A 12,372-nucleotide genomic window follows, 5' to 3' on the forward strand; every position below is an offset into this window, starting at 1 on the left:
CATCACCCAAGGAGCCGTCCATGCACCCCTCAAAACCCGCACTGCCATCCCTTCGTTCATCCCTGATCGCCAGTGCCGCCCTGGCTTTGTGCGCCACCAGCGCGCTGGCCTCGAGCCACCGCGAGGCGCCGTTCATCACCGCCGCACCCAAAGTCGATGCCACTGACTTCTACATGTTCAACAGCTACGAGGGTGTGGCCAGCGACGGTTCCGGCGGCAAAAGCGCCAACGTGACCCTGATCGCCAACTACCTGCCTTTGCAGGATGCCTACGGCGGCCCCAATTACTTCTCGCTGGACCCCAATGCCCTGTACGAAATTCACGTTGACAACAACGGCGACGCGGTCGAAGACGTCACGATCCAGTTCCGCTTCAAGAACACCTTGAAGGCCTCGGGCGCGGGGATCACGCTGCCCATCGGCCCGACCGGCGCCAAGAAGAACGTCTCGATTCCCCTGCGCCAGGCGGGCGGCATCACTGGCGTGGCGGGTGACCCGCTGAGCTTTGCCGAGACTTACGAGATGTTCATCGTGCGGGGTGACCGCCGCACTGGCACACGTCATCAGATCAGCATCGCCAGTGGCAGCCCCACGGGCGAATCGGGCACCACCTTCACCAAGCCCATCGACTACATCGGCGAGAAGACCCTGGGCGACGCCGCCGCCTACGACACCTACGCCAACAAATACATCTACAACGTCACCATCCCCGGCTGCAGTTCGCCAGGCCGGGTGTTTGTGGGGCAGCGCAAGGAGGCGTTCTCGGTCAACCTGGGCCGAATCTTTGACTTGGTCAATGCACCGGCCAGCGTCATCACCAATGAAGCCAATGCCAAGGCCTTGAACGGCAGCAATGATGCCAACGAGTTTGGCGAGTTGTCCGACAAGAACGTCACCTCCCTCGCCGTGGAAATGCCCGCCAGCTGCCTGACCGCCTCGGGCGCTGACAAGGTGATCGGTGGCTGGACCACGGCCAGCCTGCGCCAGGCACGCCTGTTGAATGGCAAGCCCAGCTCGGGCCTGCAAACCAGCGAGAAAGTCGGGGGCGCCTGGACCCAGGTCTCGCGCCTGGGCATGCCGCTGGTCAACGAGGTCGTGATCGGCTTGAAGGACAAGGACAAGTTCAACGCCTCCAAGCCCAAGGACGATGCCAGCAACTTCGCGGACTACGTGACCCATCCCACCTTGCCCGCTTTGATCCAGGTGCTGTTCCCCACCGCTGTGGCGCCCACCAACTTCCCGCGCAAGGATTTGATGACGGCCTTCCTGACCGGCCTGCCCACCGTGAACCGCCCAGCCCACATCACCGACCTGACCGGGGTGGACACCACGCGCACCGGGCCGCTGGCTGAAATGCTGCGCCTGAACACCGCCTTGCCACCGACGCAGATCGGGGCGCAAAACCCCTTGGGCGTGGCCGGTGGCGACACCGCAGGCTTCCCGAATGGCCGCCGACTGGGCGATGACGTGGTGGACGTGTCCCTGCGCGTGGCCATGGGCGCGTTGTGCACCCTGACGGGCTCGGCAGATGCCTTGAAGGTAGGCTGCATGCCCAGCGATGCCCCCGTGGGTGGCCTGGGCTTCAACGACGCCGTGCGCGCCGACCCCACCCACTTCAAGGGCGCCTTCCCCTACCTGAACACCCCGCTGCCTGGCGCGAAGAACCTGTGAGGAGCATGACCATGACACACCCTTCCAAACTGGTCCTGGCCGCAGCCCTGGCGGTCACCACCACCTTGCTGGTGGCCTGCGGTGGGGGCGACGATGGCCCCGTCACCAGGGCCCCCGCCGATGTGACCGCGCAGGTGCCGCCCGCTGCGGCCACCTCACCCTCGGTGGCCACCAGCTACGTCGGCGAACTGTCGGCCGTGCCCATGGCCACGTCAGACACGCTGGAACCGGTGGCGGTGCCGGACATGCTCGCGTCTGACGACACGGGCGAGCCCAGCGTGGTGAACTGAGCCGGTGGCCCGCGTCATGGTGAAAGCCACGAAGTGGGTCTTCTGCGTGGTGTTTGCCACCTTGGTGGTGGGCGCGGCGCAGGGCGCGCCCTTCACACCCGCATCCGACAACGACGTCATCGAAACCTTGCGAGAGCGGCCTTTGTCGGACGAGGAGCGGGCCTGGCGCGGCTTGCGTGCCCAGGCCCGCCAAAGGCCGCACGATGCCGACCTAGCCGCGCGCGTGGCCCGGCAGGCCATCGCGATCTCGCGGCGCGATGGCGATCCCCGATGGATGGGCCAGGCCCAAGGTGCCTTGCAAGCCTGGTGGCCGCAAGCCGAGCCGCCACTGGAGATTCGCCTGCTGCGCGCCACCATCCTGCAGAACCAGCATGACTTTGGCCCGGCCCTGCGAGACCTGGACGCGGTGGTGCGGCAAGACCCCGCCAACGCCCAAGCCTGGCTGACCCGCGCCTCGGTCTTGCAGGTGCTGGGTCGCTATGGCGAAGCCAAAGTGGCTTGCGAAGCCTTGCCTCGCGCGGGCGCCCCCTGGCATGGCCAGGCCTGCCTGCTGGAGTTGTCCAGCCTGCAAGGGCAGGGCGAAGCAGCCATGGTGGCCTTGCAAGCCTTGACCCGCCAGGCGCCGCCCGCCTTGCACGACTGGCTGCGCCTGATCCAGGCTGAACTGGCCGAACGCCTGGGCCGCCCTGAACAGGCCGAAGCGCTGTACCAGCAACTGCTGGTCACCGCGCCAGACGCCTACACCGAGGGCGCGCATGCAGATCTCCTGTTGGACCAGGGCCGCGCATCCGAAGTGATCCCCCGCCTTGAGAAGCAACAGCGCAACGACGGCCTGCTGCTGCGCCTAGCGCTGGCCTATGCCCAAACCCGGGACCCGCGGCTGGACGCCACCGTGCAGGCCCTGCGCGCGCGCTTCAACGCCGCCCGCGAACGCGGCGACTCGGTGCACCGCCGCGAAGAGGCGCGCTTTGCGCTGGCGCTGCTCAAACGCTCGAAGACCGCGCTGCAACTGGCCCAGGCCAACTGGGCCGTGCAGAAAGAACCCGCCGATGCCCTCGTCTTGTTGCAAGCCGCGCGCGCAGCCCGGCAAGAGGACGCCGCCCAGCCCGTGCGTGATTTCATCGCCAAAGCGGGTTGGTCGGACCAACGGCTGAAAGGACTGTGATGAGGTTCGCAGGCTGGATCAGCAGGTCCCTGATGGTGGTGTGCGCGGCGTGGCTCTGCACCGTGGCCCACGCCCACAAACCCAGCGACAGCTACCTCACCCTGACGCTGCAAAACGCCGGACAGGTGAACGTGAACTGGCACATCGCCTTGCGCGATCTGGACACCGAGTTGCGCCTGGACCGCAACGACGACGGCCAGCTCACCTGGGGCGAAGTGCGCCCGCGTTGGGCAGAGATCATGAATTTTGCGCGGCCCACCCTCAGCCTGCGCCATGCGGGACAAGACTGCACCGTGGTGCCCGCCATGGGCGCTGAAGCCGAGCCCCAGATCGACACCCACACCGACGGCCGCTATGCCGTGTTGCGATGGACAGCGCAGTGCGCTCTGAGCACGGCGCAGGCCTGGCAAAGCCTGAGCCTGGACTACCGGCTGTTTGCGCTGACCGACCCCAGCCACCGGGGCATCGTGCGTTGGCGTACCGCGACCAGCGAAGGCGGCACCGTGGTGCTAGGCACACCCCGTCCCGCGCACGAACTGGGCTGGCGGGGCATGCCTGGACCAACCACCAGCACCGCCACGCCCATGTCGACACCCACGTCCGCGACTGCGCCGCTGCCAGCCAGCCCGGCGCCCGAATCCTTCGCGGCCAGCTTGTGGCGTTTCGTGCAGGACGGCGTGCACCACATCGCCATCGGCACCGACCACATTCTGTTCCTGATGTCGCTCTTGCTGGTGGCCGTGTGGCAACGCCCTGGCCGCCCCATTTGGTCGCCCGCGATGGCCGGTTGGCGGGCTCGCCCAAAGTGGCCAGGCGCGCTGGGCGAGGTTCTGCGCCTGGTCACCGCCTTCACCATCGCGCACTCCATCACCCTGGGCCTGGCCGCGTTTGGCGTGCTGTCGCCGCCCTCGCGTTGGGTGGAGTCCCTCATTGCGCTCAGCGTGCTGCTGGCCGCGCTTGACAACCTCTGGCCCTTGCTGCGCGGCGTGCCACGCTGGAGCGTCGTCTTCGGCTTTGGGCTGGTGCACGGCTTTGGCTTTGCCGGTGCCTTGCAGGACCTCGGCCTGGCACACGGCGAACTGGCCGCCCCTTTGCTGGGCTTCAACCTGGGCGTGGAATTGGGCCAACTGGCCCTCGTGTCCGTGAGCTTGCCCTTCATGCTGCTGCTGCGCCGCACCGCGGTGTACCGCTGGCTGATCGTGGGCGGCGGCTCCCTGCTGATCGCGGCCTTGGCCCTGGTCTGGCTGATTGAACGGGTCTTTGACGTGGTGATTTTGGGCTGGGGCGGTTGACTCGATCGCCAGGCACACCAATTGCCCAAGCAAGGTGGCCTCCACGATGGAACCACCTCCATGCGACCGACCGACTTCAGTTTCCGCGTCCTCACGGTGAACACCCACAAAGGCTTCACCGCCATGAACCGGCGCTTCATCCTGCCGGAGTTGCGAGACGCCGTTCGCACTGTGCAAGCCGACGTGGTGTTTTTGCAAGAAGTACACGGCAGCCACGATCACCACGCCGCAGCCCACTCAATGTGGCCCGAGGTGCCTCAGTACGAGTTCATGGCGGACGAGATCTGGTCGGACTTCGCCTATGGTCGCAACGCGGTCTACCCGCATGGCGACCATGGCAACGCGGTCTTGTCAAAATTCCCGATTCACCGCTTTGCCAACCACGACGTCACCGTGCCTTCGATGAACGGTGCCGAAAAGCGCGGCCTGCTGCACTGTGTGCTGGACGTGCCGCCCCTGGGCCAGCAGGTGCATGCCATCTGCGTTCACCTGGGCCTGCGCGAAAAACACCGTCAACAGCAGCTCGACCTGCTGTGCCAATTGATCGACCGCGAAGTGCCGCACGACGCCCCCCTGATCATCGCGGGCGACTTCAACGACTGGCGCCTGCGCGCCCACGATCGCCTGACGCGCTGCGCCGGTTTGCACGACTGCTTTGTCGACACCTTTGGCAGCCCGCCACGCACCTTCCCGGCGCGCTTTCCCTGCCTGCAACTGGACCGCATCTATGCGCGCGGCGTTCAGGTGCACCAACCGCAGGTGTTGTCCACGCGCCCCTGGTCACATTTGTCCGACCATGCCCCTTTGACCGCGGAGATCCGACTGTGAGGCCAAGCTGGAAACCCCTCGACCACATCGAGCTGCTGGAGAACGGCGAAGCGTTCTTTCCCAGCGTGTTCGAGGCCATCGGCCAGGCGCAGCGCGAGGTGCTGGTCGAGACCTTCATCCTGTTCTTGGACAAGGTGGGCTGGGGCCTGCACGCGGCCTTGCTGGGCGCGGCTCAACGCGGCGTGAACGTGACGCTGACGGTGGACGGCTTTGGCTCGCCCGACCTCAGCGACGACTTCATCGGACCGCTGACGGCGGCCGGCGTGCACCTGCAGATCTTTGACGCGCAACCGCGCTTGTTGGGCATGCGACTGAACATGTTCCGACGCCTGCACCGCAAGCTGGTGGTGGTGGATGCGCAGCAGGCCTTCGTCGGCGGCATCAACTATTCAGCCGACCACCTGGCGGACTTTGGCCCGCAAGCCAAGCAAGACTACGCGGTGATGGTGCGCGGCCCCATCGTGGAAGACATCCACCGCTTTGCCTTGGCCGCAGCCAGGCCAGGCCGCCCACGACATCGCTGGTGGCCACGCGCCCCCAAGTCTCAAGGCATGAACCGTCCGGACGCCAGCGTGCCCTCCTGGGCTTCGTTTGTCTCGCGCGACAACCGCCACCACCAGAACGACATCGAGCGCCAGTACCGCCTGGCCATCCGCGCCGCCAAACACGAGTTGATCGTGGCCAACGCCTATTTCTTTCCGGGCTACCGTTTGCTGCGCGATCTGCGCAATGCGGCGCGGCGTGGCGTCAAGGTCACCTTGATCCTGCAGGGCGAGCCCGACATGCCCATCGTCAAACTGGCCGCCCGCATCCTTTACAACTACCTGCTGGGCGCGGGGGTGCACATCCACGAGTATTGCGAGCGCCCCTTGCACGGCAAGGTCGCGTTGGCGGATGACGAATGGTCCACCGTGGGCTCCAGCAACCTGGACCCGCTCAGCCTGTCCTTGAACCTGGAAGCGAACCTGTTCATCTGGGACAAGCGCTTCAACCAGCACCTGCGTGAGCGCCTGCAATACCTGATCCAGCACCACTGCCAGCATGTGAAGGAACCAGAGGCTGGCCACCGCCTGGCGTGGCGCCTGGGTTTGAGCGTGCTGGTATTCCACGTTCTGCGCCGCTTCCCCGCCTGGGCGGCCTGGTTGCCTAGGCACCGCCCAGCGCTGGCCACGGCCACCACCACGGGGCAAGCCCGCGACGTGACCCGGGTCAACGAAGCCGTGCTCGACCCCGAACAAAGGCGCGCATGAAGTCGGCCACCACCGCCTGGGCGCAGATGTCCTCCGCTGGCTGGTGGCCGGTGGCCAAACGCATCCTGATCAGCGCATTCACCTTGGGTGTGATCACGCTGATCGCCTGGAAAGCACGCGACATCGACTGGCCCGCCGTGGGCCAGGCTCTGCGCAGCATCTCACCCACCACCTTGGCAACCGCAGGCGGCTTTGCCCTGTTGAGTTACGCCCTCTATGGCAGCTTCGAGATGTTCGGCTGGCATTACCTGAATCACCCCTTGCCGCGGTGGCGCATGGCCGGTGTGGCCACCTCCAGCTACGCGGTCAACCTGAACCTGGGCACCTTGGTGGGCGGCGTCGGCTTTCGCTACCGCCTGTACGCGCGGCTGGGGCTGAAAGTGCACCAGGTGGTCAAGTTGGTGAGCCTGAGCATGCTGATCAATTGGCTGGCCTACCCCTTGCTGTTGGGCGTTTGCCTGGTCTTTCCCGTGGTGGCCTTGCCAAGCGACTGGAGCTTGACCTCCGAGGCCTTGCGGTGGGTCGGGCCGTTGCTATGCCTGGTGCCCCTGGCGTACGTGGCAGCGTGCTTCTGGTCACCTCGGCGACGCTGGACCGTGCGGGGGCAAAAGGTGGCCCTGCCTTCGGGACGCATGGCCTGTTTGCAACTGGCCCTGTCCTCGGCCAACTGGTTGGCCAATGCCGCAGCCATCCATGCCTTGATGCCGGAAGGGGTGTCTTACCTGGCGGTGGTGTCGTGCCTCATGGTCAGTGCGGTCGCGGGCGTACTGGCCCACATCCCGGGCGGCCTGGGTGTGCTGGAGGGCGTGTTCATGGCCTTGCTGGGCGCGCAAGTACCGCAGGCCGAGTTGATCGGCGCCCTGCTGGCCTACCGGGCGGTCTATTACCTGGGGCCATTGGTGCTGGCTTTGCTGGCCTACCTGAGCTTTGAAGCCACCCACAGGCGCGCAGCAGCCGCCGCTTGATTTCCGCCTACGATCCACGGGTTGTCACCCTTTGGACCGCCCCATGCCGCATGCCTTGTATCCCCGCCTGCTTGCACCGCTCGACCTGGGCTTCACCACCCTGAAGAACCGCGTGCTGATGGGATCCATGCACACTGGCCTGGAAGATGGGCGCGACCTGAGCAAGCTGGCCGCGTATTTCCGCGAACGCGCCGAGGGGGATGTCGGGCTGATGGTGACGGGCGGCTTCTCGCCCAACCTGGCGGGCTGGGTCAAACCCTTTGCGGGCACGCTGGCCACCTCGGGCGCGGCCAAGCGGCATCAAGTGGTGACGCAAGCCGTGCATGAGGCCGGTGGCAAGATCGCTTTGCAGATCCTGCACACAGGGCGCTATGCCTACCATCCGCTGGCGGTGGCGCCTTCGCGCATCCAGTCGCCTATCTCGCCGTTCACACCCTTTGCCTTGTCGGCACGCGGCGTGGAGCGCCAGATCCGTGCCTTCGTGAACTGCGCCCAAAAGGCGCGCGAAGCCGGTTACGACGGTGTCGAGATCATGGGCTCCGAGGGTTACCTCATCAACCAGTTCCTGGCCCAGCACACCAATCAGCGCACCGACCAGTGGGGCGGCGACTACAGCCACCGCATGCGCCTGCCGGTCGAGATCATGCAGCGCACCCGGGAAGCCGTGGGCCGCGACTTCATCATCATCTACCGCTTGTCCATGATCGACCTGGTGCCCAATGGCAGCACCTGGGACGAGGTGGTGATGCTGGGCAAGGCCATCGCCCAATCAGGTGCCACCATCATCAACACCGGCATCGGCTGGCATGAAGCCCGCGTGCCGACGATCGCCACCAGCGTGCCGCGCGCCGCTTTCGCGTGGGTCACGCAGAAGATGAAGGCCTCGCTGATGGCCGACGGCATCAGCATCCCCTTGGTGGCCACCAACCGCATCAACACGCCTGACGTGGCCGAAGCCGTGCTCGCCAGTGGCGCCGACATGGTGTCGATGGCGCGGCCTTTGCTGGCCGACTCGCACTTCGTCAAGAAGGCGTCGCAAGGCCGAGCCGACGAGATCAACACCTGCATCGCTTGCAACCAAGCCTGCCTGGACCACATCTTCAAGAACAAGCTGACGTCATGCTTGGTGAACCCGCGCGCTTGCCACGAAACCGAGCTGGTCTACCGGCCCGCCGTCGCCAAGCGCCGTTTCGCCGTGGTGGGGGCGGGCCCCGCGGGTTTGACCGCCGCCACCGTGCTGGCCGAACGCGGCCACGAGGTCCACCTGTTCGACGCTGCCAGCCAGGTCGGCGGCCAGCTCAACATGGCGAGCCAGGTGCCCGGCAAAGAGGAGTTCCACGAGATGCTGCGTTATTTCCGCAAGCGGGTGGAGGTCACTGGCGTGTCATTGCACCTGGACACCACCGTGCAGGCGGCCGACCTGCAAGGCTTCGACGAGGTCATCGTGGCCACGGGCGTGAGCCCGCGCAACCCCCGCATCCCCGGGCAGGATCACCCCAAGGTGCTGAGCTACATCGACGTGCTGCGCCACAAGAAACCCGTGGGTCGGCGCGTGGCCGTGGTGGGCGCGGGCGGCATCGGCTTCGACGTGGCCGAGTACCTGGTCAGCGATGGCCATTCACCCAAGCTGGACCTGGCCGCCTGGCAAGCCGAGTGGGGCGTGACCGACCCGGCCTTGTCGCCCGGCGGCCTGCGCAGCGGCCAGCCCGAGGTCAGCCCGCCCGCGCGTGAAGTGACGCTGCTGCAACGCAAGAAAGGCAAGCTGGGCCATGGCCTGGGCAAGACCACCGGCTGGATTCACCGCGCGGCCTTGAAGATGAAGAACGTGCAGATGGTGGGCGGCGTGAACTACGAGCGCATCGACGACGAGGGCCTGATGGTGACCTACGGTGAGAAGCGCACGGACCCGACCTGGATCGCCTGTGACACCGTGGTGCTGTGCGCGGGCCAGGTGCCGCTGCGCGAGCTGGCCGATGCCCTGGAAAGCGCTGGCAAAAAGGTCCACGTGATTGGCGGCGCCTTCGAGGCGGGCGAGTTGGACGCCAAGAAGGCGATTGACCAAGCGGCTCGGTTGGCGGCCTCGTTGTGAAGCGCCCCCCGTTCGAGGGTAAACGCCAGGGCAAGTAGGCCCAGGGAGAGCTTCCTTTGCTAGGATCCGACCACCAACAATCAGTGGTTCAGTCCGGGGAGCAGAGTAATGCGGTCGACAAGCAGTTTTCGCCAAGGCGCCAGAGTCTTGGTCGCCGCCCTCGCACTGGCCGGGTGGTCAGCCGTTCAAGCCGCCACCTACGAATTGATTGGACTGGGCTCCTACGGGGGCAGCAGCGCTGCCACGGACATCAACAACCTGGGCCAAATCGTCGGCAACGCAGATGTGCTGGACCAGTACGGCTGGGCATCCCAGGCGTTTTCTTACCAATTCGGCGTAGGCGCGGTCAACTTGGGTGCAGGGCGGGGCAGCACGGCGCAAGCCATCAACGATGCAGGACTGATCGTCGGAAGCCATGGGCCATTCCTGCGGACCACGGCCTTTTCATACACCGCCTCAGGTGGCCTGCAAGACATCGCCGTGTCCGGGAGCTATGCCAGCGAAGGCACCGCGGTGAACAAGCAGGGGCAGATCGGCGTGGCCTGGGTCTCCGCCAAAACATTGACCGCCAAGACACCTGCCATCGTGGTCCAGCCCGATCGCAGCCAAAGCGCTCTGACTTCCTTGGGGGGCCAGAGCAGCCGGATCCATGGGATCAATTCCGCCGGCGTGATAGTCGGCCAAGTTTCTGCCAGCACCTTGGCCCCGGACAACACTCAGGCCTTCCAGATGAATCCGGATGGCTCAACGTTCGTCTGGAACATGCCCTACGGCAGCACCGCCAACGCCATCAACGACCAGGGTGCCATCGTTGGCAGCATCAACAACCAGGACATGGCCCACGGATCTCAGGCCTTCCTGTACACGCCTGGGCAAGGCGTGCAGACATTGGCCTGGGACCACAGCCGGGCCCTGGACATCAACAGCCTCGGTTGGGTGATTGGCCAGTATCGGGTCGATAGCTATCGGCAAGGCAGCTTCCTTTACCAGCCAGGGGTGGGAGTCAGCGATCTGCAATCACTCTTGCCCGAGGACGAACGCTGGAGCCAGTTGAGTGCCGCGGCCATCAACGATCTGGGACAAATCGTGGGCTCGGGCCTCTATCAAGGCCACCGCGAGGCCTTCGTCATGAATCTGACAGGCCGGGGCATCACCGCTGTGCCGGAAGCGGGAACCCATGGCCTGATGGCCCTGGGCCTGGTCGGCATTGGCGCCTTGACCCGACGCCAGCACCGTCGAGCCTGAGGCCGTTGGCCTCAGTGCACGGTGCCAGCCACCGAGCCGCAGCACTTCTTGTACTTCAAGCCGCTGCCGCACGGGCAAGGCTCGTTGCGCGCCACCTTGTCTTCGTTGCGCACCGGCACCGACTTGGGCGGGTGCTGCATCCAGAACAGGCGCAGGTCTTGAACCGACAACATGGCTTGGGCGATCAGGTCGTCGCGCGGCAGGTCGGCCTCGTTGTAGGACTCTTCGCAGAACTTGCGCAGGGCCTCGCGGTCGGTCAAGGTCAGGGCCAGCACGCACTGCACATTGAGGTCGACCATCTCGAACTCGGGTGAACCGGGCGCGAAGACCTCCCAGTCGTCTTCGAAATCGAGCAAGGCCTGACCAAAGCCACGCGCCCAGCCGCCGCCGGTTTGCAGGCTCATCGCCTGTTCATCGTTGATCAGGCCTTCGGCGAGCTTCTCGGCGATCTCGTCTTGCGGGTACTCCGACATCAGCGGGTTCAGGTGCACCTCGTCGGGCGCGTCCAGCAGGCGCTCGGGGTGCAGCTCGCTGGCCAGGGCGTTCCAGCGGCGCATCAGCAGGGCCATGACTTCCTCGAAATCTTCGGCCTTGCTCAGCACGTGCATCAGCGATTCGCCGAACATCAAAGTCAGGTACTCGCTGGGCGCCACAACGCGCGGGCCGCAGATCAGGGCGGTCAGGTAGCCATCGACCCAATCGGGGGCCACCTCCGGCTGGTGCTCGCTCAGGCGTTCACACCAGTCCTCCAGGGCGGCAATGTCTTCGTCGGTGAAATCGTGGGCAATGGGCTGCATAAAAGGTGTCCGGTTCCAGGCATCTTAGGATACCTTGGCCACCCAACTCAAGGGCGCGAAGCGCATGTACCACGCGATCGCCGCCCAGGGCCAGCGAGGCACACAGGCGGTGGCCGGTTCACGCTCGATGGCCGCCACCAGCGCGCGGCAACCTGATTGCGTGTCGACCATCAGCGGCGTCTTGGCCGACTTGCTGCTCAACTCGGTTTCGATGTAGCCCGGAAAGATGGTGGTGACCACGATGGGCGTGCGCCCCATCACGTCTGCGCGAATGCCTTCCAGCAATGCCGCGAAGCCCGCCTTGGTGGCCGCGTAAGTGGTGAGGTTGCGGCCCAGGCCGCGCATGGCACTCATCGACGAGATGCCCACCAGGTGACCACTGTTCTGCGCGCGGAAGATCTCCATCGCCGCTTCGCACTGCGCCAGCGCGGCGATGAAGTTGGTCTGCGCGGTCTGCAGGTTGGCGTCGAAACGGCCCTTGCCAATGGGTTGACCCTTGCCCAGGCCCGCGTTGACGATGACGCGGTCGATCTGGCCGAACTCTGCCTTGAAGGACTTGAAGACCTCGAAGACCTGGGCGTGGTCGTTCACGTCCAGCGCGCGCACGGACACGCGCACGCCGGGGTGCTTGCTTTCAAGCTCCGCCTTGAGCGCCAGCAAGCGATCAGTGCGGCGCGCGCACAGGGCCAGGTGGCGGCCCTTGGCGGCAAATTCACGGGCCATGCCCTCGCCCAGGCCAGAGCTGGCGCCGGTGATCAGGATGGTCTGTCGTGTGGGCATG

At 65.7% G+C, this 12,372-nt stretch carries 11 protein-coding genes; 9 read left to right on the forward strand and 2 right to left on the reverse strand.

The genetic code is table 11. The features are described 5' to 3' along the window. Window positions 1–20 precede the first annotated feature (20 nt). The 9 genes from PSV38_RS09775 to PSV38_RS09815 all read left to right on the forward strand — a co-directional run bounded on the left by PSV38_RS09775 (window position 21) and on the right by PSV38_RS09815 (window position 10,794). On the forward strand, window positions 21–1,670 hold the full coding sequence (locus tag PSV38_RS09775) for a DUF4331 domain-containing protein (RefSeq protein ID WP_300546975.1): 1,650 nt from the start codon (window positions 21–23) through the stop codon (window positions 1,668–1,670). A gap of 11 nt (window positions 1,671–1,681) precedes the next feature. Continuing rightward, a complete protein-coding gene (locus PSV38_RS09780) occupies window positions 1,682–1,960 on the forward strand; it encodes a hypothetical protein (protein ID WP_300546976.1) in 279 nt (92 codons plus the stop codon). 16 nt (window positions 1,961–1,976) lie between these two features. Beyond that, window positions 1,977–3,125, forward strand: coding sequence for a hypothetical protein (locus tag PSV38_RS09785; RefSeq protein ID WP_300546977.1), 1,149 nt, complete (start codon window positions 1,977–1,979; stop codon window positions 3,123–3,125). Continuing rightward, window positions 3,125–4,417 carry a HupE/UreJ family protein gene (locus tag PSV38_RS09790; protein ID WP_300546979.1) on the forward strand — a complete coding sequence of 431 codons (1,293 nt, stop codon included), beginning with the start codon at window positions 3,125–3,127 and terminating at the stop codon, window positions 4,415–4,417. Before PSV38_RS09785 ends, PSV38_RS09790 begins: the two co-directional genes overlap by 1 nt. Before the next feature lie 60 nt (window positions 4,418–4,477). Further along, window positions 4,478–5,245, forward strand: a complete 768-nt coding sequence (locus tag PSV38_RS09795; protein ID WP_300546981.1) for an endonuclease/exonuclease/phosphatase family protein — start codon at window positions 4,478–4,480, stop codon at window positions 5,243–5,245. Further along, window positions 5,242–6,495, forward strand: coding sequence for a cardiolipin synthase ClsB (gene clsB, locus PSV38_RS09800; RefSeq protein WP_300546983.1), 1,254 nt, complete (start codon window positions 5,242–5,244; stop codon window positions 6,493–6,495). The genes PSV38_RS09795 and clsB overlap by 4 nt, the downstream gene beginning before the upstream one ends. Further along, window positions 6,492–7,460 (forward strand): lysylphosphatidylglycerol synthase domain-containing protein, encoded by a 969-nt coding sequence (locus tag PSV38_RS09805; protein ID WP_300546985.1) that lies wholly within the window; start codon window positions 6,492–6,494, stop codon window positions 7,458–7,460. Before clsB ends, PSV38_RS09805 begins: the two co-directional genes overlap by 4 nt. Before the next feature lie 43 nt (window positions 7,461–7,503). Beyond that, a complete protein-coding gene (locus PSV38_RS09810; RefSeq protein WP_300546987.1) occupies window positions 7,504–9,549 on the forward strand; it encodes an NADPH-dependent 2,4-dienoyl-CoA reductase in 2,046 nt (681 codons plus the stop codon). 147 nt (window positions 9,550–9,696) lie between these two features. Further along, window positions 9,697–10,794, forward strand: coding sequence for a hypothetical protein (locus PSV38_RS09815; protein WP_300546988.1), 1,098 nt, complete (start codon window positions 9,697–9,699; stop codon window positions 10,792–10,794). 11 nt (window positions 10,795–10,805) lie between these two features. On the opposite strand, the gene PSV38_RS09820 is transcribed toward PSV38_RS09815, so the two are convergent. Both PSV38_RS09820 and PSV38_RS09825 read right to left on the reverse strand, forming a co-directional pair. Beyond that, window positions 10,806–11,591, reverse strand: a complete 786-nt coding sequence (locus PSV38_RS09820) for a UPF0149 family protein (protein ID WP_300546989.1) — start codon at window positions 11,589–11,591, stop codon at window positions 10,806–10,808. A gap of 24 nt (window positions 11,592–11,615) precedes the next feature. Beyond that, window positions 11,616–12,371, reverse strand: coding sequence for an SDR family oxidoreductase (locus PSV38_RS09825; protein WP_300546990.1), 756 nt, complete (start codon window positions 12,369–12,371; stop codon window positions 11,616–11,618). Between the last annotated feature and the right edge of the window lies 1 nt (window position 12,372).

It is taken from the genome of Aquabacterium sp. (assembly GCF_029946005.1).
Taxonomy (GTDB): domain Bacteria; phylum Pseudomonadota; class Gammaproteobacteria; order Burkholderiales; family Burkholderiaceae_C; genus Aquabacterium.